The organism is Roseivirga sp. YIW32 (assembly GCF_057219245.1).
The window spans coordinates 944613-967956 of the sequence record NZ_JBXVVG010000001.1; the positions used below are offsets into that span (position 1 = coordinate 944613).

General features: G+C 43.8%; 23 protein-coding genes. 15 read left to right on the top strand and 8 right to left on the bottom strand.

What is annotated here, in order from left to right; translation table 11 throughout:
- Positions 1 to 20: 20 nt before the first annotated feature.
- From dinB to AC2D6U_RS04625, 6 genes are all read left to right on the top strand, one after another.
- A complete protein-coding gene (gene dinB, locus AC2D6U_RS04600; protein ID WP_484719771.1) occupies positions 21 to 1229 on the top strand; it encodes a DNA polymerase IV in 1209 nt (402 codons plus the stop codon).
- A gap of 38 nt (positions 1230 to 1267) precedes the next feature.
- Entirely contained in the window at positions 1268 to 4276 is a 3009-nt protein-coding gene (locus tag AC2D6U_RS04605; protein ID WP_484719772.1) for a DNA polymerase III subunit alpha, read from the top strand.
- 516 nt (positions 4277 to 4792) lie between these two features.
- Positions 4793 to 5650: a pyrroline-5-carboxylate reductase gene (gene proC, locus AC2D6U_RS04610; protein WP_484719773.1), complete on the top strand. Its 858-nt coding sequence runs from the start codon at positions 4793 to 4795 to the stop codon at positions 5648 to 5650.
- Positions 5650 to 6426: a glutamate 5-kinase gene (gene proB / locus AC2D6U_RS04615; protein ID WP_484719774.1), complete on the top strand. Its 777-nt coding sequence runs from the start codon at positions 5650 to 5652 to the stop codon at positions 6424 to 6426. Before proC ends, proB begins: the two co-directional genes overlap by 1 nt.
- Positions 6427 to 7191 (top strand): aldehyde dehydrogenase family protein, encoded by a 765-nt coding sequence (locus AC2D6U_RS04620; protein ID WP_484719775.1) that lies wholly within the window; start codon positions 6427 to 6429, stop codon positions 7189 to 7191. It abuts the gene before it with no gap.
- Positions 7188 to 7625, top strand: a complete 438-nt coding sequence (locus tag AC2D6U_RS04625) for an aldehyde dehydrogenase family protein (protein ID WP_484719776.1) — start codon at positions 7188 to 7190, stop codon at positions 7623 to 7625. Before AC2D6U_RS04620 ends, AC2D6U_RS04625 begins: the two co-directional genes overlap by 4 nt.
- Positions 7626 to 7695: 70 nt before the next feature.
- On the opposite strand, the gene AC2D6U_RS04630 is transcribed toward AC2D6U_RS04625, so the two are convergent.
- Together AC2D6U_RS04630 and AC2D6U_RS04635 are read right to left on the bottom strand one after the other, a co-directional pair.
- The gene (locus tag AC2D6U_RS04630; RefSeq protein WP_484719777.1) at positions 7696 to 8541 is read right to left on the bottom strand and encodes a DUF2911 domain-containing protein; all 846 of its coding nucleotides are present in this window, start codon (positions 8539 to 8541) and stop codon (positions 7696 to 7698) included.
- Between the two features lie 75 nt (positions 8542 to 8616).
- Positions 8617 to 9147: a DUF2911 domain-containing protein gene (locus AC2D6U_RS04635; RefSeq protein WP_484719778.1), complete on the bottom strand. Its 531-nt coding sequence runs from the start codon at positions 9145 to 9147 to the stop codon at positions 8617 to 8619.
- 64 nt (positions 9148 to 9211) lie between these two features.
- On the opposite strand from AC2D6U_RS04635, the gene AC2D6U_RS04640 reads away from it, so the two are divergent.
- Together AC2D6U_RS04640 and AC2D6U_RS04645 are read left to right on the top strand one after the other, a co-directional pair.
- Positions 9212 to 9808: a DNA-3-methyladenine glycosylase gene (locus AC2D6U_RS04640; protein ID WP_484719779.1), complete on the top strand. Its 597-nt coding sequence runs from the start codon at positions 9212 to 9214 to the stop codon at positions 9806 to 9808.
- Positions 9790 to 10725: a 2-hydroxyacid dehydrogenase gene (locus AC2D6U_RS04645; protein WP_484719780.1), complete on the top strand. Its 936-nt coding sequence runs from the start codon at positions 9790 to 9792 to the stop codon at positions 10723 to 10725. Before AC2D6U_RS04640 ends, AC2D6U_RS04645 begins: the two co-directional genes overlap by 19 nt.
- 28 nt (positions 10726 to 10753) lie before the next feature.
- Here the strand turns inward: AC2D6U_RS04645 and AC2D6U_RS04650 are convergent, their stop codons facing one another.
- The 6 genes from AC2D6U_RS04650 to AC2D6U_RS04675 form a co-directional block, all read right to left on the bottom strand.
- Entirely contained in the window at positions 10754 to 11356 is a 603-nt protein-coding gene (locus AC2D6U_RS04650; protein ID WP_484719781.1) for a response regulator, read from the bottom strand.
- Positions 11349 to 12128, bottom strand: coding sequence for a sensor histidine kinase (locus AC2D6U_RS04655; RefSeq protein ID WP_484719782.1), 780 nt, complete (start codon positions 12126 to 12128; stop codon positions 11349 to 11351). Before AC2D6U_RS04655 ends, AC2D6U_RS04650 begins: the two co-directional genes overlap by 8 nt.
- The gene (locus tag AC2D6U_RS04660) at positions 12128 to 12784 is read right to left on the bottom strand and encodes a hypothetical protein (RefSeq protein ID WP_484719783.1); all 657 of its coding nucleotides are present in this window, start codon (positions 12782 to 12784) and stop codon (positions 12128 to 12130) included. The genes AC2D6U_RS04655 and AC2D6U_RS04660 overlap by 1 nt, the downstream gene beginning before the upstream one ends.
- Before the next feature lie 7 nt (positions 12785 to 12791).
- Entirely contained in the window at positions 12792 to 13058 is a 267-nt protein-coding gene (locus AC2D6U_RS04665) for a hypothetical protein (protein ID WP_484719784.1), read from the bottom strand.
- 196 nt (positions 13059 to 13254) lie between these two features.
- Complete coding sequence (locus AC2D6U_RS04670) at positions 13255 to 13845, bottom strand: hypothetical protein (protein WP_484719785.1); 591 nt, start codon at positions 13843 to 13845, stop codon at positions 13255 to 13257.
- Between the two features lie 224 nt (positions 13846 to 14069).
- Entirely contained in the window at positions 14070 to 14645 is a 576-nt protein-coding gene (locus tag AC2D6U_RS04675; protein WP_484719786.1) for a tetratricopeptide repeat protein, read from the bottom strand.
- A 24-nt stretch (positions 14646 to 14669) separates the two neighbouring features.
- Here AC2D6U_RS04675 and holA point away from each other — a divergent pair, with 24 nt between their 5' ends.
- The 7 genes from holA to AC2D6U_RS04710 all read left to right on the top strand — a co-directional run bounded on the left by holA (position 14670) and on the right by AC2D6U_RS04710 (position 23328).
- The gene (gene holA, locus AC2D6U_RS04680) at positions 14670 to 15695 is read left to right on the top strand and encodes a DNA polymerase III subunit delta (protein WP_484719787.1); all 1026 of its coding nucleotides are present in this window, start codon (positions 14670 to 14672) and stop codon (positions 15693 to 15695) included.
- A 65-nt stretch (positions 15696 to 15760) separates the two neighbouring features.
- Positions 15761 to 18829: a tetratricopeptide repeat protein gene (locus AC2D6U_RS04685; protein WP_484719788.1), complete on the top strand. Its 3069-nt coding sequence runs from the start codon at positions 15761 to 15763 to the stop codon at positions 18827 to 18829.
- Positions 18826 to 20451 (top strand): hypothetical protein, encoded by a 1626-nt coding sequence (locus AC2D6U_RS04690; protein WP_484719789.1) that lies wholly within the window; start codon positions 18826 to 18828, stop codon positions 20449 to 20451. Before AC2D6U_RS04685 ends, AC2D6U_RS04690 begins: the two co-directional genes overlap by 4 nt.
- Positions 20452 to 20523: 72 nt before the next feature.
- Complete coding sequence (locus tag AC2D6U_RS04695) at positions 20524 to 21324, top strand: SPOR domain-containing protein (RefSeq protein WP_484719790.1); 801 nt, start codon at positions 20524 to 20526, stop codon at positions 21322 to 21324.
- A 1-nt stretch (position 21325) separates the two neighbouring features.
- Positions 21326 to 22003 carry a MotA/TolQ/ExbB proton channel family protein gene (locus AC2D6U_RS04700; RefSeq protein WP_484719791.1) on the top strand — a complete coding sequence of 226 codons (678 nt, stop codon included), beginning with the start codon at positions 21326 to 21328 and terminating at the stop codon, positions 22001 to 22003.
- Complete coding sequence (locus AC2D6U_RS04705) at positions 22004 to 22396, top strand: ExbD/TolR family protein (RefSeq protein ID WP_484719792.1); 393 nt, start codon at positions 22004 to 22006, stop codon at positions 22394 to 22396.
- A complete protein-coding gene (locus tag AC2D6U_RS04710) occupies positions 22396 to 23328 on the top strand; it encodes a hypothetical protein (RefSeq protein ID WP_484719793.1) in 933 nt (310 codons plus the stop codon). The genes AC2D6U_RS04705 and AC2D6U_RS04710 overlap by 1 nt, the downstream gene beginning before the upstream one ends.
- Positions 23329 to 23344: the final 16 nt, after the last annotated feature.

Genomic DNA, 23344 nt, shown 5'->3' on the forward strand with positions numbered 1-23344 from the left:
GTGGCTTGTGGCTATTCATCATGAATACCATCATGCATCTCGACCTCGACACCTTTTTTGTGTCGGTAGAGCGGTTGTTAGACAATCGCTTAGAGGGTAAACCCGTACTGATCGGAGGAACAAGCGACCGTGGTGTGGTCGCCTCCTGCAGTTACGAAGCACGCGCTTATGGCGTACATTCTGCCATGCCCATGAAAAGGGCACGGGAGCTTTGTCCTGATGCCCTGATCATCAGGGGCAATTCGGGCACTTATACCGAATACTCGAACATGGTCACCGAGATCATACAGGAAACCGTTCCCAGTTTTGAAAAGACCTCTATCGATGAGTTCTATGCCGACCTGACCGGTATGGACAAGTTCTTTAGTAGCTATAAAATGGGTACGGAATTGAGGCATCGCATCATCAAAGAAACCGGTTTGCCCATCTCTTTTGGGATGTCGCGTAACAAAACGGTATCGAAAGTAGCGACAGGTGAGGCCAAGCCTAACAATCAGCTGCGGATCGATGACGGCACAGAGAAGCCCTTCTTGGCGCCGTTGTCTGTAGCGAAGATCCCTATGGTAGGGCAGAAGACACAGCAGACCTTGTATAGCCTGGGAGTAAAACGAATCCATACGATACAGGAAATGCCGGTGGAGCTAATGGAGAAGGTCTTGGGAAAGAATGGGGTCAGCATTTGGCATAAGGCCAATGGCATCGATAACTCGCCCATTATTCCATACCATGAACGCAAGTCGATCTCGACAGAGAGAACCTTTGAGCGAGATACCATTGATGTACATAAACTCAAAGGCATTTTATTGGCCATGACCGAGAACCTGGCATTTCAGCTCAGAAGAGGAACGAAACTGACGGCTTGTGTGACGGTCAAGCTGCGCTATTCTGATTTTAATACCTATACACTGCAGTCGAGGATACCTTACACCTCAGCCGATCATGTGCTGATCCCTAAAGTGATGGAACTGTTTCACAAGCTGTACAATAAAAGACTATTGGTCAGGTTGATAGGTGTTCGATTTAGTCATTTGGTAGGAGGGGGCTATCAGATCAACCTCTTTGATGATGCCGAAGAAATGATCAATCTCTACCATGCCATGGATAAGATCAGAGACAAATTTGGGGATAGGCAAATCATGCGGGCTTCAGGAATGGAGGCGAAGACCATCGGTCGATTCAATCCTTTTAACGGAGAGCCTCCACCATTACTGGCAAACAGGCATCAATAAATATTAATAAAATAGCATATATAAATATGTAATTATAAATGTATATAAATAATCATACGTATTACAGTTTCAAATACGGTGTCATCAATACTAAGGATTTACTCAGAGAAGCCCAAACCGCTGGGATAAAGGACCTGGTATTGACAGACATCAATACGACTGCAGCTTGCCTGAATTTCGTTCGCTTGGCAGAACAGTTTACTGTTCGACCGATCCTTGGTATCGACATTAGGAGGGGGGCTGAGCAGCTTTTTGTGGCCATTGCAAAGAGCAATCAAGGGTTTTATGAACTCAATGAATTCATCTCGCCTTACTTGCACAGCAAAGAAGCACTACCTGAGCGTGCTCCTGATTTTCAGGAGGTCTTTGTAGTCTATCCTTTCCAACGTTATACCGGCTTTGAGTTGAAGTCTTATGAGTTTGTCGGAATAAAACCTGAAGATTTGCCTCGTTTGATCTATCCGCCACATCAAATGAACAAAGACAAGTTGGTCGTTTTGGCAACGTGGACCTTCCGCAACAAAATGGAAGACGGTCAACTGCGCTTATTGAAGCGCGATTTTAATGCACATCGCTTACTCAGGGCAATTGACAACAATACCTTGTTGAGCAAACTGCCTAAGTCAGAAGAAGGGAGTGAAGGAGACTTTCTATACCCACCTAAGGAATTGAAGGAACGTTATGCAGCCTATCCTTACCTAGTGGAAAATACGCAGCAGCTCATTGATCAATGCCATATTCATTTTGAATTTGGGACGGATAAACCACATAAGAACCTACAAACCTATACGGGGACAAAACAGGGTGATTATGCCTTATTAGAAAAGCTAGCTTATTCCGGTTTGACTTATCGTTACAGAAAGCCGGGGCAAGACATCATGAAGCGTATTAAATTGGAGCTAGACCTGATCAGGGAAAAAGGCTTTATGTCTTATTTTCTCATCAACTGGGACATTTGTTCGTATGCCCGGAGCCAGAATTATTTCTATGTCGGCAGGGGTAGTGGGGCGAATTCGATCATTGCCTATTTATTGCGCATTACCGATGTAGACCCTATTGAACTTGACCTGTATTTCGAGCGTTTCATCAACCTGTATCGTCAGAACCCTCCTGACTTCGATATTGATTTTTCCTGGACAGACAGGCAAGACGTTACAGATTATATCTTCAAGCGGTTTCCTCACGTCTGTTTGTTGGCTACTTACAGCACCTTTCAATTCAAAGCGGTCACGCGAGAAATAGGAAAGGTGTTGGGCTTGCCTCCTCATGAGATCGATTACATCTCAGAGGTTCCTGTACAACAGCTCGATGAAATGGCCCGACTGGTGATAAAGTATAGTCAGTTAATACATGGTTTTCCTAGTCATTTGAGCATACATGCTGGGGGTATTCTCATTTCTGAAGCTCCAATCCATTGGTATACAGCCACAGATCTGCCCCCAAAGGGCTTTCCAACGACTCACTTCGATATGCTCATCGCAGAGGATGTAGGGCTTTACAAGTTCGACATCCTTGCTCAGCGCGGCTTGGCGAAGATCAAGGACAGCCTAGCCATCATTGAAAAGAACAATCCTAGAGATGTTCGTTTCGATATCCATGATATCCCGGCCTTTAAGCAAGACGAGAAGGTGAAGGTCTTATTGAGAGAAGGGAAAGCCATTGGTTGTTTTTATGTCGAATCGCCCGCTATGCGGATGTTGCTGAGAAAACTTAAAGTAGATGAGTATTTGGGTTTGGTGGCGGCCAGTTCCGTGATCCGTCCCGGAGTGGCACAGTCAGGGATGATGCGGCAATACATTTTACGCTTTCGTGAGCCTGAGCGAAGAAATGATGCACACCCTGTAATGCTGAAGATCATGCCGGAGACCTTTGGGGTGATGGTCTATCAGGAAGATGTGATCAAGGTAGCGCATTACTTTGCAGGACTGACCTTGGGTGAAGCGGATGTTCTCAGACGTGGGATGTCGGGTAAGTATCGTTCACGCGAAGAGTTTCAAAAGGTCAAAGACAAGTTCTTTTCGAATTGCAAATCAAAAGGCTATACTGATGAATTGACCAAGGAGATCTGGCGACAGATCGAGAGCTTTGCAGGATATGCCTTTGCCAAGGGACACTCGGCATCTTATGCCGTAGAAAGCTACCAAAGCTTGTTTTTGAAAGCCCATTATCCCTTGGAGTACATGGTGGCTTGTTTGAATAATGGCGGTGGATTTTATCGTCCGGAGATCTATGCACATGAGGCCATGATGCATGGCGGCACAATAGTGCCTCCCTGCGTAAACAAGAGCGACTATTTATGCACCATTTACGGTAAGCAGATCTTTATCGGGCTTGGTTTCATTGCTGCACTAGAAAAAGCGACGGTTCAAGCAATCATGCAAAATAGGGAAGAGGGTGGCGCCTTTCTCGACCTGGATGATTTCCTCAAGCGCGTAGCCATCAGTTTGGAGCAGTTAAGCCTGTTCATTCGTATTGGCGCATTTCGTTTCTCGGGTAAAACAAAAAAAGAATTGCTTTGGGAGGCTCATTTTCAACTGGGTAATACCAAGAAAAGCAACCCTGTGAAAATGCTGTTTAACCCCGAAACCAAACGTTTTGAATTGCCCAAATTGAGTTATAGCCGACTGGAAGATGCTTTTGATGAGATCGAATTATTGGGTTTCCCGCTATGCAATCCTTTCGATTTGCTGAAGGAGCAGCCAACAGCAGAAGTATTGGTGAACGATATGCACAAGCATCAGCATAAACTCGTCAAGATGGTCGGCTATCTCGTCCATGTCAAACGCACAAGCACAAAGCATGGCAAGCGGATGTATTTTGGCACTTTCATCGATCGCCAGGGATATTTTTTAGACACTACACATTTTCCGGGAGTGAACGAGAAACACCCGTTCAGGGGAAAGGGAATCTATGAGATCACAGGAAAGGTGGTGGAAGAATTTGAATATTTCAGTTTGGAAGTAACGGGTCTGAGGAAGCTTCTGTATGTGCATGACCCACGGATGGCAGAAGAAGCAAGGCACGCCACCATGGGACTGCCGCAATAAGTGTAAAAAACTATTGCGCGATATAGCATCCTCTCTTTTATTTGTATTTAGATTTAATCTAAATAGATGATTGTACCACACGACGATTTGCCAATCCCTGATGTCAACTCCTCCGGTTGTTTCCATGAAATGGATCGAAAAATGCTTGTACTAGAGGAATGCATTTTTAAAAAGTGTTGCAAGAAGTACAAGAAAAAGGGCAAAAAGCACTGCAAATCATGTCCTAAAAGATAAAAATTCCGGTATTTTTTCTTTGATCTGGTAAGATTTCAATCGATTTCAGCTTCTTTTCGATTTTTTGAACCTTTCTCCCTAACGCTTGTTAGCTTTGTACGATGAGACAAAGCCAACGAGCGAACAAAGATTCAATCGGTAACTTGTTCAACCCGACAACAGTGTTGTTCATCCGAACGCAGCAACTGTAAATCCACCTGTATAGCATTTCAATGATCGACCTACCGCAAGTAGGCCGATGATCCTATTTATATCTACTGTAAAACGTATAAAACACGAAAAATGAAAGTATTAGTAATTGGAGCTGGAAACATGGGATTAACCTATGCAACCGCAATCGCCAGGTCAGGGATTCTGAAAAAGGAAGATCTGATGATCTATGACAAATCGATAGAAGTTGTGGATCGACTGGCAAAGGACAAGGAAAACTATACCGCATACGACAATTTACAAGATACGCTTCCGATCTCAGACATCATCATGGTGGCCGTTAAACCTTATCACAACGAGGGCTTGATGGCAGAGATGAGAGAAATGATGAACGATCAACAACTCGTGATCTCCATTATGGCAGGGGTAACCATTGACACCTTACAAGAAGGACTAGGTGTCAGAAAAATTGTGAGAGCCATGCCTAATCTGCCAGCACAGGTAGGCAAGGGAATGACCTCTTACATGGCTGCCAAAGAGATCTCAAGAATAGAATTGTGGATGGTGGAAGACTTATTGAATTCTACTGGCAAATCGGTACGGGTCGATTCTGAAAAGTTTATCGATGCCTCAACGGGGATCTCCGGCAGTGGACCTGCCTACGTCTTTTACTTTATGGAATCCATGATGGAGGCCGCCAAGAGCATGGGCTTTTCCTATAATGACAGCAAGGCCCTCGTTAGCCAGACCTTTGAGGGAGCGATAGAATTATTCAACAAAAATAGTTTAAGTCCAAATGGCTGGATGAAACGCGTGGCCTCAAAAGGAGGGACAACACAAGCAGCTTTGGATTCACTAGAAGGCAATGATGTCGGTCAATTGATCCATGATGCCGCTTACGCCGCATTTCACCGAGCGGTAGAAATCGGAAAAGAAGACGATCAACAAGAAGAAACGAAAACAACTGAAGCCTCTGAATTAGTATCGTAATGAAGAAGGACATCAAAAGAGTAGTGATCAAGGTGGGTACCAATGTATTGACCAATAAAGATAACCGTATTGTACGGCCAATTATTCACGAGATCGTTCGTCAGATCGCTGAGGTTTACGAGCAGGATGTATTGCCTGTATTGATCTCTTCGGGTTCTGTGATTGCCGGTAAGGAAGTTGTCGGTGATTGTCAGATCAATAACAAAGGAATCCGACGTCAAGTGTTTTCATCCGTTGGTCAACCTCGTATGATGCGGACTTATTATGAAACATTTCACGATTACGGATTGCGATGTGCACAGATATTGGCAACCAAACGTGATTTTACCCCAGGTGTATGGCGTGAGAACATGATCAATTGTTATGAAGGCCTGCTTGCAGAAGGAATCATCCCTATTGCGAATGAAGATGATGCTACATCTGTATCGAGCACCATGTTCACAGATAATGATGAACTGGCCAGCTTGATCGCCGAATTGATCAACGCCGATATGCTCATTTTACTCACCGATACGAATGGTTTTTACAACGGTCATCCGAATAGAGATGACACCAGCATCATTCGAACGGTCAAAGCTACCGATAACCTCGAGCGCTATATTCAAAAGAGTGAAAAAGGTGAAGCAGAAGGAAGAGGGGGCATGGGATCTAAATTGAAAATAGCTCAACAAACCGCCTCAAAAGAGATCACGACATATATCGCCAACGGAAAACGTGATAACGTGATCGTGGATGTAATTAATGGAGAAACTGTAGGAACAAAATTTGTAGCCTAAATGGAATTATTAGATACTAAAACAAAGAATACTATCTTAAAAACGATGATGGAGTTGCTCGATGTCAATAGAGCAGCCATCATTGAAGCGAATCAGCGTGATGTAGAACTCTTCAAAGGGGGTGATCAGGCGATGATGGATCGATTGATCGTGAACAATGCCAAAGTTGACGGCATGATTCAAGCGGTCAAGGAGATCATGGAAAAGCCCGACCCTGTCGATCAGGTGATCAGTGAAATGCTCCGAGAAGACGGTTTGAAGATCATCAATAAAACGGCTCCGTTCGGGACCATCATGATCATTTACGAATCAAGACCTGATGTGACCATAGAAGCTTCGGTTCTCGCTTTCAAGGCCAATAATAAAATTATTCTAAAAGGTGGAAAGGAAGCAAAGAACAGCAATTTGAAGCTTGTTGAATTGTGGCACAAGGCCTTAGCATTAAACGATCTGGAAGAAGATTGGATCGACTACCTCAACCTGCCACGGGAAGAAGTGCAGCAGTTCTTAAAGAAACCAGATCGACCGATCGATCTTATCGCTCCAAGAGGTGGAGAGCGCTTGATCAATTTCGTGAAAGAGCATGCCACCTGTCCTGTGTTGGTAAGCGGTAGAGGCAACAACTTCTTGTTTGTCGATGAAAAGGCTGATTGGGAAAAGGCGAAGCAAGTCATTATCAATGCAAAGACAGATAAAATATCTGCCTGCAATGCATTGGATAAGGTGTTTTTCATGCCTCGCTTCCTGACCTCGCTTCAAAATTGAAGGAGCTTCAAGCTGCTTTACAGGATGCCAAGGTTCAAATTTTAGGAGACGAGCATGTCGCAAAACAACTCGATGGCGTCGAATCCATTATGGACGAGGAGATTTGGTATGAAGAGTTTTTGGAGTTGAAGATTGTCCTTGGCGTGGTTGATAACTTATTTGAAGCCATTGAAAAAATCAACCAATACTCAGGAGGACATTCGAGTAGTATCATCACAGAAGACGCACTTTCTGCTGGTGCTTTTATGCAGCAAGTAGACAGTGGAGCAGTTTATCATAATGCGTCGACTCGCTTTACAGATGGAGGCCAAATGGGAGTTGGGGCTGAATTAGCCATCAGCACCGATAAGCTTCATCATAGAGGACCTCTTGGCTTAGAACAATTGGTGACCAACAAGTACTATGTGTATGGCGACGGCCATGTGCGTGTGTAATACAGTAGATGTATAAAAAGAGAGGTTAGCAAAAGTGATAACCTCTTCTTATTTAAGGCTGTAGGTGTTTTTAATTTAAGCTTTCAATTAAGCTTTTATTCAGTCGGACATAGTCTGGGTTTCCACCTTCTTTTGCTAACTGCATCGATTCAGTAGCCGCCGCTTTGGCCTCTTTATTCATGCCTAGTCTAACCAATAATTTCGCTTTCAAGTGTACCACCCAATATTGCTTCTGCGGACTTCCTTCAATGGCTTTATTGACCCATTCTAGCGCTTGCTTTGCATCACGCTCGGTGTCATAGTAATAGCCCGCTGCTTGGAAATAAACACCCGCATTCTGTGGTATGGCATCGATCACTTGCCTTTGGATGTCTGCCATTACGTATTTGTCCACTTCAGATTCAATGGTGAACATTGCTTTGGTATGTTCCCATTTCATATTCAGGTTGGCTGAATTCATCGTGAAGTCAGAAAAACTGATGGTAAATGTCTCATACATACTGCTTGGGTGTTTAACCGGAACATCGAAGCGTAGCAGATCATCTTTAGCATTATATCCTAATGCTCCCCACCAACTCAAGTTTTTGCTTAAAATGATGGTTGCGGTCTCCTCAGTAAATTGCGTGTACAGGGCATATTCTCCAGCCGGAACCGGGTTGCCATTTAATTTTACGTCCTTTGAGAAGGTGATCTTTGTTGAAGCATTGGCTCCAGTACGCCATACTTCATTATAGGGGATCAGATTTCCTGCCACTTCTCTTCCTCTGGCACTGGGTCTGGAATACACCACCTTGACTTCAGCTAAGCCAACGGTGCCCTTAAGTTCAAAAGTAGGGGAAGGGGCAGGCATTGCAATTTGGCCTTGTGCCCACAAGGTTGTGGCGCAAAGTGCGATTAAAACAAAAAGATTTTTCATGATGCTTGAATTTGATTAGGCGAAAATAAAAAAGCGGCTACTAATGCAGCCGCTTGATCAATGTTTTCTATTGATTTATTGTACTTCGATCGGAAATTTTACTGAGGTATTTCCCCATGCCAATTCAATGTTGGCACTCTTTTTTCCGTCTTTATCAAAATCTTCCATCATGATACGGAAGGTTTCTACTTTTTTGTCCGTTTGTGTTGCTTTCGCCATAAAGCGCACCACATCTTGAGATTCGTCATACTGCGTTCCCCAACTTTTGGCTTTATTGATGATCACTGTCCATTCACCATCTCCCGGAATGGTGTACATTGAATACTCGCCTGCAGCCACTGATTTGCCACCAATCGTTACGTCCTTGTTGAAGTTGATTTTGGTATTGGCATTTGCACCAGTTCTCCAGACTTTACCGTTTGGCGCTAAGGTAGACAGGCTTCTACCGGCTAAGCTCGGACGCGAATAAATAAGAGTCATTTCTGTTCCGCCGATGTCTTGTGTTACAGTAACTGTTGGACTAGGTGCGGGGCCACGCTGTGCAAAACTTTGGTTCATTGTGAAAACCAATGCCAAGGTAAAAATTGCGCTAAGTACTTTTTTCATTTGTATTCTGATTTAGTTTCCCTTGTTTAACTACTTCTTGGCAATAAAGTTGTCGAAATCTATTGTGAGACTAAAAAGAGAATTTTACGAACGGGATGATGTGGTTCTTATCGCCAAAGAACTATTGGGTAAAAAGCTAGTTTCTACTGTTGATGATACCCTCGTGGCCGGCTACATCACCGAGGTTGAGGCTTATAGCGGAAGAAACGATAAAGCCTGTCATGCAAACAATGGGAAAAGGACCGCACGAACGGAAGTGATGTTTGGTTCGGCAGGACACGCCTATGTGTATCTTTGCTATGGCATTCACCACATGCTGAATGTCGTATGCAATGTCAAAGGACAAGCAGATGCCGTGCTCATTAGAGCAATGGAACCAACAGATGGGATAGAAATGATTTATCAAAGAAGAGAGAAAAAGCATTTGGACAGAACCCTCTCCTGTGGACCTGGTAATGTAGGTCAAGCATTGGGAATCAACGCGTCGAGCCATAATGGAATAGATCTTTTAGGAAACCTCTTGTGGATTGAGGAAGGAAAGTGTTACGACAACGATGAAATTGTTGCAACGCCACGCATAGGAGTAGATTATGCCGAAGAGGATGCACTGAAACCGTGGCGATTTTACTTGAAGCAGACAAAATGGATAAGCAAAAAATAGATGTACTTATAGCCACCAAGGTGTGGAATCCTCAACCCTGGATAGAAGGGTTGTCTCAATTGGACACTGTTAACAAAGTTCATGTTTGGCCAACACAAGACGACTTGACCAATGTGGAAGCTCTTTTCGTCTGGAAACCACTAGATGCACACGTTTTGAACCAATTGCCTAACCTTAAATGGATCAGTTCGTTAGGTGCTGGAGTCGATCATTTAGTTACAGACGAACAAATACCTGAGCATCTACCCATCACCCGCATTGTTGATCCTTACCTCACGCGCGACATGACCAATTATGTCATCATGGCCATTATGATGCACCAAAGAAGCATGCTTTCGCTGATCAAAAATCAACAAGAAGCACAATGGGACCGAATTCCTTACAATGACCTGAAGGTGGGTGTACTAGGTTTAGGCGAGTTAGGTGGGCATTGTGCTCAACATTTAGCTCATCTTGGCTTTGAAACCTTAGGCTTTAGTCGGACGCCTAAGAAGATCTCCGGTGTTGAGACATTTTCAGGGGATCAGATGGCGAACTTTCTGGAGCACTTGGATGTGTTGGTGAATTTGCTGCCGGTAACACCCACAACAGAATCCATCTTGAATGCCCGCTTGTTCGAACAGATGAAAAAGGGAGCCTATTTGATCAATGTTGCCCGCGGTAACCACTTGGTAGAAGAAGACCTGCTCAAAGCCTTAGACAAAGGCCAGCTATCAGGAGCTACGTTAGATGTCTTTCGAGAAGAACCCTTGCCTCAGGATAATCCCTTATGGCAACACCCAAAGGTGATGATTACACCACATGTCGCCAGTGTGACTACTCCAGCATCGGCACTGGAATTACTTCGTACCAATATCAACAAACTTCTAGAAGGGCAGGAGCTACTGCATCTGGTCGATCGATCGGCCGGCTATTGAGGCGGGATTCCAATGAACAAAAAAGGAGTCACAAGACCCCTTGATTCATGGCCCAGGCGATCAGGTCAGGTGTATTGGTTTGCCCCGATTTCTTGAGTATATTCTTACGGTGTGTTTTTACGGTATGGACAGATATAAAGAGTCTTTCCGAGATTTCAGTGCTGGTTAAGCCCTCGCTGATCAGCTGTAAGATCTCAACCTCTCTCTTGCCTAGGATTTCACTTGATACTTCATCTTCTGGGAAATCATCAAAGTGTCGTTCATCACCCATAACGCGATGCACGGCTTTGGTCAATTGAAGACCCGTGTTACTTTTCAATATACAGCCTTCCACAAGCGTTGCCAACTCTGTGATAAAGGTTTTTTGAGCATACTGTGTTAGAATGATTATTTTGATATGCGGACGTTCGGCTTTTATTCGCTTCGCACAGGTAATGCCATCCATTTCGGGCATGTTAATGTCCATTACCACAACATCTACCCTATGGGAATCGAGGAAGTTCAATACTTCTACGCCGTTTTCAACCTTACCTACTACTTGTATTTCAGGATCTGCACTCAATAAAAAGTCAAGTCCATCGAGAACAATTCGATGGTCGTCTGCCAACAAGAGTCTGTGTGTTTTATTCATGTGGAACCTCTATAATAAAGCGTGAACCTTTAGGACCTGAATCTATGGACAATTTACCATGATAAGGAGTTAAACGCGTATTAATTCCTTTAATTCCTAGTCCTTTTTTGACCTTTTCGACATCAAAACCGACACCATTGTCTTGGTAACTTATTGTAATCATTCTTTCAGATTGCTCAACGCCGAAACGTAGCTGGCTGGCTTTACTATGTTTCAGGGAGTTGTTCACCAACTCTTGGCAAATGCGATAAAGATTGATGGCTTTTTCTGAAGGCACATCGATAACAGGACAGTCGATCTGCATAGTGACCTTTCCGGCACCGTTAACAGTTTCCTGAAGGTCTTGCAAGGCGTTGTGTAGTCCAAAGTATTGCAAAACACCGGAATGCAATTCGTGGGAGATTTTCCGTGTTTCCGTTGCAGCCATTTTACTCACTTCTGAGATCTTTTGTGCAATGGCTTCCTTGTTGGGACGGTTTTGTAAAAGGCCATCGGCGTACATGCTCAATGTGACCATAATAGAACCCAAGTTATCATGTATATCCGCTGCAATGCGCTTGCGTTCCGCATCTTGGGCCTGCATGATCTCGTAAGCAGACTCCAGTTCTTTATCCTTTAATTCATCCTCTATGGCCTGAAGTTCTAATTTTTTATTGATCAGTTTTCGTTGATAAAGGAAAATGAAGGTGGCAAAACCACCAGCCATCAGAATCATGGCGAAAGTGCCACCATAGAAAATAATGAGGTTGATGATCTCTTCTGAAAACTCCATTAGGTAATGCGCGTCAATGTTCGTTTTTCTTGTTTATGAATCAACCAAATGAGGTAGGAAAAACTTAAATAAGTTAGAATAGAGACGGTGCTTTGGACAATCCATAAGTAGGCATATTCTCCACCATTTCTTGTTATAAAATCGACCATCAACGAAATAAAAAAACCTCCAGCAGCATAAAAGAACACGATGCAAGTAATCCAAAAGGTGAGGTCACTCTTTAATTTCAGGTCGGCTTCGGTTTGATATATGTGGTAAAAGTAGCGGAAGCAGAGGGCGATGAGCGCGATATTGTCTGCAACGGTACTGATATTTGGGGTAGTGTTGCTCGGTTGAAAAGTCCATCGAATGATTAAATGAAGGGTAAGGGTAATCAGACCAAAAAAGAGCAAACTGCGTTTCCGATTACTTTCTCCGTAGATCATCCAAGTAAACGCGATGATAATGACCAAAAAAAAGAGTTCTCCCAAGTATCGACCAAAAAGATAAAAAACACCCATTTCCGCAACCAACACATTAACCAAAAGGCTGGCGATCAAAAACACGAGGATAAATCGTGTCCGTGGATGAAAGAATCGTCCGAGTATAATGGCCAGTACAATACCCACCAAGGGCATGAAGTTCTGAATGAATGCAGCGATCTCAAAAGCTTTCATTCCCGAATTATTGGCAAGAAGGAGGACAGAATAAAGGATTATTCAAGGCATCTCCGTCATCATCTGAAGGATCAAGAATAGGTTGGCCTTCATTGTCCAAATCATCATCTATAGCGACGAGGTTTTTGTTGTTGGATAGGTAAGGAATAAGTAACACGTCATCACCAGGCTCCTCTGGCGGTAAGGTTCGGGTATTGTAAACACGAACGCCTACCACCGGAAATTGTGGGTCATTTGCATTGTAGGCCTCTATCCGTTGAATCATGGTTTTCATTTGCTCTAAACCGAAAGCGTAGGCATAATGGTCCTTCTGTGGGTTCCATGGTAATTGATGAGTTTGCTCTTACTCCTGTCTGTACCGAAAGTATGCCTTGATCATTTGCCGGGCTTTTTTTTGGCTGATGAAATTACCCGGACCTTGTTGACCGTTAGTAGTGCTCATAATTGGAATAATAAGTTGTGGTTGCGTTTTAATTTTTAGATGGTGGCATGATCATGATGTGTGCTCGGTACAAGCCTGGAAACATGATCCAAGGCTGTCCGGGGACATCTGGTCTAACGGGCAAGCCCGTGGATTCCGCCGTGGCCATCGGAGTATAGATCACAGATCGGTATTCCGCATTCATGATCTTTTGTTCTTTGGCATCATAGTATGCCTTGTCCCCGTAATAAATATGCAAGGTTGAACCATAACCGGGCTTTTGCAGACTACCTTCATGCATTTCTTTTTCACGTATATCAAAGATTTCTGCTCTGTTTTTGCCTTCGGCCCGCAGTTCTCGTCCTCTTTTCATAAAAGGCTCTACATCCTTTGGGTAAGCCACCACCTCAAAGCCTTCTTTGGTAGGGTCGTCCGAACGCACGATCATGTGGTTGGTTCCTTCACGCAGGGTGATCATTTCACCTTGTTCAGTAAAACCGAAGACATGAGCGCCTGCACGAGCGGCTTCAGGAGCGGCAAGAACAGCCATAGCGATTTGGTCTTCTTTAGAAAAATAGGTTTGCCCTGAAACGGTAAGGGCGGCAAAGCAGAATGAAAAAACGAGGGTTAACGATTTCATGATGTTTTTTGAGGAAATTATAAAAGGATAAGGATAGAATGAAACTTAGTCATTCTTTTTATTGAAAATACCTTTTACAAAATGCAGAAAATCGGAGAGGCCTTCCTTTGTTAAAAGGCTTTTGAAAACGTCTGTTCTGGTGCTTGGCCTCTTCACAGGGCCAGACAATTGGTGCTTTTGATCCTGTGATGGCTCTAGGCTGGAGGACCGGCTCGGTTGGTAACCTACCAATTCATTACTTTTATCGAAGCTCTTTTTTGCCGCCTCCTGTCTACCGAGTTTTTCTCTATCAATCCTTTGTTGTTCAATGCGATCGCATCCTCCGGATCTAAGGTAATTGCTTTTTCATAGGCTTCAATCGCAGCCTTGGGTTCTCCAATTCTGTCTTTAAAGAAAGCCAGAGAGGAATAGCGATAAGGGTTCTCTGGATCCAGCTCAATCGCTTTTTCAAAGGCCTTGAGCGCTTCTTCATTTCGCTTATTGAGATGAAGTGAAACGGCATAGTCACCGATATAATCAGCATTGGCCGGTTGAATGTCGACCAACCGTTTAAAATCCAGCAGCGACTCACTCAATTGACTTAATTTGGCAAAGGCTCTCGCTCGGTTATACAAAGCGGCTAGGTTTTCAGGCTCTTTTTCGAGTACCTGTGAAAAGCAGCGAATGCCTTCTTCAAACTGCTCCTTCTTGCAAGCATCTATGCCTCTGTTGATTAACTCTTCCATCACTTTTCCTCCATTTTGCCGTAAATATAAGTTCTCAAAATCTCTTTCGTCTAGCCTAATGAAAATTGAATTCAAGGTGTATATTTGATGACAAGTCCTATGAGTTTACATCCCGATCAGGTCTTGGCTGAATTACGTTCAGGAAAATACGCTCCCGTCTATTTTCTGCAGGGAGAAGAACCCTTCTACATTGATCAGATCAGTGACTTTATTGAGTCGAATTGTATACCCGAGGCCGAGAAAGGGTTTAATCAAACCATCATGTACGGCAAAGATGTCAACATGGCACAGGTCATTACCAATGCTCGACGATTTCCGATGATGGCAGAACGCCAGTTGGTTTTGGTGAAAGAGGCCAAAGAAATTCAGGATATCGATAAAGAAGAAGGACAGCGGCTTTTGCTTGATTACCTTAACCATCCTGTTCCATCTACGGTGCTCGTTTTTGGTCATAAGCACAAAAAACTAGACGGTAGAAAACCTTTGGCAAAGGAGATCGGGAAAAAGGCGGTGATGATCACAACCCAAAAGGTAAAAGAGTACGAAGTGCCGCAATGGATCGATACTTACGTGAAAACCAAAGGGATCAAGATCGATCGCGCGTCTACTCAATTGTTGTCAGACTATCTAGGCAATAACCTAGAGCGACTGAGCAACGAGATCAGTAAGATCTCTCTTAATCTGAAGGAAGGTGAAGAAATTACACCTGCCCTGATTCAGAAGTATGTAGGGATCAATAAGGATTACAATGCCTTCGAACTGCAAAAAGCCATTGGTTTAGGAGATGTAGTCAAGGCGAACAGAATCGTGAATTACTTTGCAGCAAACATCAAGGCCAATTCACCCATTATGGTGATTGCCGTGTTGTACACCTATTTCACAAAACTCTTACTGGCGCATGGTGCAAAAGATAAAAGTGCCGCAGGCCTCGCTCGTCAGCTTCGACTGCCAGCATTTGTCATCCAGAAAGATTTTATGCCAGCCTTGCAGCGTTATAGCTTAGCCAAAGTGATCCAATGCATTTCTATTTTGCGCGATGCAGACCTCAAGTCGAAAGGAGTAGGGAGTGGCAATCAGAGCGACGGCGACTTGCTCAAAGAAATGGTGTTTAAGTTAATGCACTGATGAATGAAAGAAGAAACAATAAAAGGCTGCGAAAGCAGTTTAGTGATTAAGTGAACCGAAAAGCTATGCTGAAATACCTTATTTCGATTGTTCTTGTGTTCGCTGTGCTGGGTCAACTACAAGCTCAAAATACTTTCCATCAGAACAACTCAAATCTACTTTATCGATTTGGCTTGGAGCTGATGGACAAAGAGAAGTACAGTGCGGCAAGAGATCAATTTGAACGTTACTTAATTGTTGGTGAAGACAAAGTAAAAAAGATCGATGCCGAATATTACTTGGCCTATTGTGCCTTAAGTCTGGAAAACGAAGATGGAGCCGAGTTGATCGCAGACTTTGTGAAGAATCATCCGAGTCATCCTAAAGCGGCTAAAGCCTATTTCAATCTAGGCTTAAATGCATTTGAGCGAACAGACTATGAGGCTGCTTCCAGTTACCTTAAGCAAGCAGATGCTACGCGCCTGAGTGAAGCAGAAATTTCAGAGACCTATTTTAAGATCGCCTACAGTGATTTTGAGCTGGGACGCATCAAGGAGGCCACAGAATATTTTGATCTGGCCAAGCGTGAGACCAGCCCTTTTTTAGCAGACGCCTATTATTATTCCGGCTATTTGGCCTATGAGGCAGGTGATTTCGACAAAGCGCTCGTTGATTTCCGCCGAGCGGAGAACGATGAAGAGTACAAGCATAAGGTGCCGGTGATGATCACCGGGGCCTACTTCAAGCAAGATAGGTTTGGGGAAGTATTGAGCTATGCGGCTGGCTTTAAGAACGTAGAGGAAGAATTAGGTAAGACCGAGGCGGTTTACCAGATCTATTTGATGGCTGCTGAGGCAGGCTTTTTCACAGAAAGGTACATTGAAGCCACTGAGTATTTTAAACTTTTCAGGGCCTCAAGCTCAGTTACCATTACCGAAGCCACGCTCTTTCGCTACGGATATGCAGAATTTAAATTGGGCAACAGTGAACCTGCCATTGAAAGCTTTAAGCGAGTGGCCTTGAAACAGGATACAATGGCGCAATATGCGGCCTATTACCTGGGGCAATTGTATGTGGAACAAGAGAATTGGTTATTCGCTTCCTCTGCTTTTGATCAGGCAGCCAAACTACCCTACAACGGAACCATCCAGGAAGAATCGGCCTTCTTATATGCAAAAGTGAATTTTCAATCGCAAAAGTTCACCCTTGCCATTCTCTCGTTGGATCGTTTCATTAACAACTATCCGCGTTCGAAGTACATTCCTGAAGCCAACAACTTACTGAGCGAAGCCTTTTTGAGCACCAATGATTTTCAGCGGGCGATCACCTTTATTGAACGATTAGATCAAAAGTCTCCTCGAATCCAAGAGGCCTACCAAAAGGTCACTTTTTATAAGGGAACTGAATTCTTTAATGCTGCGCAATACGACAAAGCTGTTCAGCTCTTCGATAAGTCCTTGCAGTACCCAAAGGACAGGAACTTACAAACCGCAGCACTTTTTTGGAAAGCAGAAGCCCTGGCCACCATGGTCGCTTATCCTAGAGCGATCGATGCGTACCAGCGCGTTTTTCAGACTAGAAACACGAATTCCGAATATTACCTGAAAGCCAATTACGGGTTAGGCTATGCGTACTATAACACCAGAGACTATCGAAATGCACGGATCTACTTGAAACGCTATGTAGATGCCTTGGAAAATGCGACCAATCAATTGAATTACAACGATGCCATTCTTCGCTTGGCCGATTGCTATTATGTGGATAAGGAATATGCCACTGCAATCACTTATTACGATAGGGCCATCGCCAATGGGAACCCAAACATTGATTATGCTTATTTCCAAAAAGGAGTGGTCCGAGATTTTCAAGAACGAGCGGAAGAAGCCATTGCCGCGTTGGATGTGGTGATCAATGAGTACAGCAGCTCCATTTACTACGATGATGCCATTTACAAAAAGGCACAGATCCAATTGGAATCGAAGGATTTCAGGGCCTCCATTTTCGGCTTTACCAGAATCATCGAACGACTGCCTCAAAGCTTGTTCGTGCCTTATGCTTACGAAAGCAGGGCATTGGCATATTTCAATTTGAATGAATTGGAAGAAGCAGAGCAGGATTATAAGCTTATTCTTGATCAATACGTGACCAGCAAAGTGGCGAACTCAGCTTTGCTTGGGCTTCAAAATACCCTGAGACTCAACGACAAGGACATTGAGTTCAATCAATACTTGACGAAATACAAAGAGGCCAATCCTGAAAATGAAGACCTTGTTACGATTGAATTAGAATCGGCTAAGAACCTTTATTTCAGCCAGAATTATGATGCGGCGATCGGTGCTTTCGAGGGCTATGAACTAAATTACCCCAATAGTCCGTTGAGAGATCAAGCCAAATACTACCGTGCAGAGTCTTACTTCAGGTTGAATGACCGGACCCAGGCACTCACTCTTTTCTACGAGTTAGACAGAGAGAACCGGATCGATAACATTGACGTCGTGTATCAACGCATTGGCCAGCTGCAACTTCAAGCCGGTGATTACCAGGAGGCGGCGAACTACTATTCGAAGCTAGAAGGAATTGCAAGAAGCAAGCGACAGGAAAATGACGCCTGGCTAGGCCTGCTCGAATCGTATTACCGCTTGAGCAATTATGAGCAAATGCGGATCTACGCACGAAACATCATCGAAAAGGCGAATATTTCAGCGGATGCGAACAACAGGGCACAGCTGTACTTAGCAAAAGCGGCATATGCTGAAGGGGATTTCGATGCTGCGATTGATGAATTGTTGACCACAGTAAACACAAGTGCAGATGTCTATGGTGCTGAAGCCCAATATTTACTTGGAAAGATCTTTTATCAACAAGAGCAATACCAGCAATCGCTGAATACACTCTTTGATTTCAATGAAAAGTACGGGAATTATGACTTATGGCTGGGCAAGAGTTTTTTGCTGATCGCGGATAATTACTTGGCCCTTAAGGAATATTTCCAGGCAGAAGCCACAGTCAATTCCATTATTGAATATTCGCAGTTGGAGGAGATCGTCAACGAAGCGGAAATCAAATTGGATAGCATACGGGTGCTGGCAGATCAATCGTTAATTGAAGACAATATCAAAGTGGATACTATTCAAAAGAAAGGAGGGAACCAATGAGAAGGCTCATCACACTGACACTCCTTTGCACCTTAACGCTTGGGCTTGTCGCTCAAACCAATGAGTTGGAAGAGGCAGAAATCGTTATTCGGAAAGACCGACAGATCTTGTTGCCTTTGGCGACAAGGAACTTTGAAAAGATTCCGCAACTACCGAAGTTAGAAGTTCCGGAATTACAGCAATATAAATTCAGTTCATTCGACTTGAACTTAAATCCCTTTATGCCTTCTTTCGGTACGGTGCCTTATAATTCCGCAGCGCCAGTTTATGACTCGAAAAGCAACTACGTCAAACTGGGCTATGGAAACTACATCACACCGTATCTTGAGGCCTATTTGGGCTCAAAGAGGGCAGAGAATTTCTTGTACAATCTATACGTAAGGCACATGTCATCAGAACGAGGACCTGTAGCAGGAGAGAACTCAGCGAACGGCCAAACAGAAGCTGTTGTTGGCGGAAAGTTTTTTGATGGTACCAATGCGATAGCCGGTTCATTGATCTACAATCGCTTCAATACACATTATTATGGATACAACCCGGTCTTAGACCTGCCTTCTGATGATATTGAACAGGTATTCAATAAGTTTTCTGCCAAGTTTTCGGTGAACAGAACACGGAAGGATGTGCCTTATGACTACCATTTCACGACGATATGGGGCTTTTTCAAGGATGTGAACGATGCGCGTGAAAATAAATTCTACTTTGACCTCGGTGGCGAACTCGAGATCAACGCAAATTGGAAGGCGGAACTCAACCTGATCACTACCTTCTCTAATCGTAACGACTTAATTGAAGAAACCCGTAATTACATGAACCTGATGCCTCGCGTGGTCTATCAGAAAAATGCCTTGGATCTAAACGCTGGTTTTAATGTTGCTGGAGATAATGATTCCGGACGCGGAATAAAGCTTTATCCGGCAATTGAAGGAGGATACCTGATCAATTCAAGTCTTCGCGTCTATGCCGGTTTCGAAGGCGATGTGGAAATGAACACCTTTGAGTCAATGGCGAAAGAAAATCCATGGCTGACTCGTGGTTTTGATCTCCGCAACACGGAGAAAGCGGCCGATTTCTACGGGGGAGCCAGTATGCAATTGTTGGATGGCCTTAACCTCAATGTTAAAGCATCCTATGCACGACTCAATGACCTGACCTTCATTACCAACGACATCAGCGATTCAACACGTTTCAATGTGCTTTATGACACCGAATCGGTCGATCGACTGACCATTTCGTCATCGCTTAATTTTGAAAAGAAAGACCTGCTACGCTCGGCCTTAACCTTTGATTATTTCAATTACAGCTTAGGGACTTTGGCTGAAGCCTGGCACAGACCAGATTTCAAAATAGATTTTAACAATACGTTTTATCCGCTGAAGAATCTTGTTTTCACCTTTGACCTGTATTACATGGCGGGCTTAAATGGCTTGAATGGTGAGACGGGCCAATCGGAAGCCTTAGACGATATTTTGGACCTCAATCTTGGCGGTCGCTACAGTATCAATCAGCGAATTGGTGTATTTTTGAAACTAAACAACTTGTTAGGGAAGGAGTATCAACGCTACTTGAACTATCCCACAAGAGGCATGCAGGTGCTTGGTGGCGTTTCATTTACCTTCTGATTCTAATAATCATTTTAGTTTAGTGGTGAGAATTTGTTAATTTGACTAAACATTTTTCAATCTCAACATTTTATGGCTGCTAAAAAGAAAAGCAATAGCTCGAAAGACGAAGAAAATAAGAACAAGGCGAAGCCCGCATCAAAAAAACGCGGAGCGCCAAGAAAAAAACCTGTTCCTCCGAAAAAAGAAGAGCCCAAAGTCACAGATGACGATTTTGGACTGGATGATATCTCCTTAGATGATGTCAATCTGGATGAACAGGTGGATGAATTGGAACCTGTCCAAGAAGAAAAAGCCGAGGCCATTGAAAGTTCAGACATGAAAGAAGAGGAAAAGGAAGAGGAGACACCAATCGTTGTTCCCGTCGTTGATGCCGCTGAAAATACAAAAGAAACGCCTAATGATCCGCCTCAAGAAGAGGAAGAGGAAAAGAAAGGAGGCCTGCTGTGGTTGGTCATTGTATTGGTCGTTCTGGTCATCGCTGTCTTATTGTACTTTTTTGTTTTTGACAAGGAAGAACCTACTCCAGAACCAGTGAAAAAGGAACAGGTTCAGCCAAAACCAACGCCTAAACCAGCACCCGAACCGGAACCTAAACCGGCGCTGGCACCAGAGGCAGCACTATATACAATTTCTGCCCCTGACGGACGTTTCTATGTTGTTGTCGGAAGTTTCTATGATGTAGACCTTGCCGAAGACAAAGCCAAATCCATTGTTGCATCAGGTAAAAATGCTTACCTGCTGGCGCCAGTGGGTGATTTTGTCTACCACCGGGTAGCCGTTGCTGCCAGTGCAGATAGAGGTCAGGCAGAGGCGTCTAAAGAGACGTCTAAAACTCAATTTGGAGAAGATATCTGGGTCGTTAAATATTAATATGTTATTCATTCAAGAAGTCGTTACAGGAGATTCAACCAGTGTTGAATCCAGTGAGAGTATTATCTCATTCTTTGATCTCTTACTTAAGGGAGGTTTTTGGTTGGTCCCTCTGGTGATCCTTTGGGCCATGGCCATTTACATTTATTTCGAGCGTTTGCGCAATTTGAATCGTGCATCTAAAACGCCTTTTGAATTCATGGACAAGATCAAAGAATTAGTGATCAATGGAGATGTGAACGGGGCAAAGTTGCTGTGTTCCCAAACCGAATCGCCGATTGCGAAGATGATTGAGAAAGGAATCAGTCGGATCGGAAGTCCGCTCAAAACCATTGAGGCTTCCATAGAAAATGTGGGCAAGATCGAGGTCTACAAGCTCGAGAAGAACTTGTCGTTGTTGGCAACTATTGCGGGTGCAGCACCTATGATCGGTTTCTTGGGGACAGTTTCGGGCATGATCCAAGCCTTCATCGCCATTGCGAACGAAGAGGGATCAGTTAGTCCAAAGTTATTGTCTACTGGAATTTACGAAGCAATGATCACAACGGCAGCCGGATTGGTGGTCGGTATCATCGCCTATCTGGGTTATAACTACTTGGTATCAAAAGTGCAGAAGGCGATCCATTACATGGAGTATACATCGATCGATTTCATTGATTTATTACAAGAGCCGCAATAAATGGATATCAAGACAAAACATAAGGTCGAATCAAATTTCAGCATGTCGTCGATGACAGACATCGTTTTTCTGTTATTGATCTTCTTCATGTTGACCGCTTCATTCATCACCCCCTCGGGATTGCCGGTGAATTTGCCTGCAGCGGCCTCTTCAAGCATTGTCATGCAAAAGAACAGCTTGTCCATCACAGCCGATTTGCGTTATGTGCTCAATGACCGCGAAATTCAGAAAAGCACCTTAGAAGCAGAATTGAATGCCTTAGTGGGTGAACAAGAAGGAACTTTGAGTCTGTACATCGACGAAACGGTGCCTACTGGTGAGTTCGCTTATGTTGGTGGTATCGCCAATAAATTGAAGCAAAAGACCGTTTTGGTGACAAGACCTTCCAAATAATGTCAGAACAAGAAAAAAAGGATAAGAAATTCGGGTTGATCGCTTCAGGGATCATCCATGCCTCCTTGGTGCTTGTTTTCTTGCTCTTGGTGGCCTGGAGAGAGCCTGATCCGCCAATTCCTGAATACGGTATTGAATTGAACCTTGGTTTTCAAGAAGAAGGGAGCGGTGATACGGAAAGAGAAAATGAAGCCTTAGTTGAAGATACTGCGGAAGAAGAATTACCGGATGCCACTGAAGAGACTGAAGAAGAAGAGTCGGCTGAAGAAGAAGTAGTAGAAGAAGCTACACCACCGGAAACGGTGACCAAAACGGATCCTCAAGAGACAAAAGAAGTCAAAGAGGAGGTAAAAGAAGTGGTCAAAGACCCAGTGACTACTGAGAAATCAGAGGTTGTTGTGGAAGAAAAGAAAGAGGAAACACAGGAGAAAAAAGAAGAAGAAGCGGTAGAGAAGAAAGAAGCAGAACAGCCACCGGTAGAAAAGCCAAAGCCAAAAGTGGATAATCGGGCATTGATGGGCGGCAAGAAAACTGATTCGGCCAGCACAGAGCAAAGCTCCAACAACCAAGGTGATCAACGGGGTTTGATGGGGAATCAGGGCAGTAAAGATGGAAATAAAGATACTCAAGGACAAGCTGATGCCGATGGTCTTAGTTATAGTCTCGAAGGATGGAGCTTAGTTGGAAGAAAGATTGAAAGAGACGATTCTCAGGTAGGAGGTAAGATGGTCTTCACCATTGAAGTTGATGATCGGGGAATAGTCCGACGTGCCTATTTAAAACCAGGAGCAGGTTCGTCAATCGGAGACCAAAATATTGTAGCTTTTTATCAAAGACAGATTATGAAGTTTACTTTTGAGCCAAAGGATCAAAGTAGAATATTTAATGGTGTATCAAAGGGAACAGTCACAATCGTTATCAAGAATAATTGATTCCTTTCTAACAAGC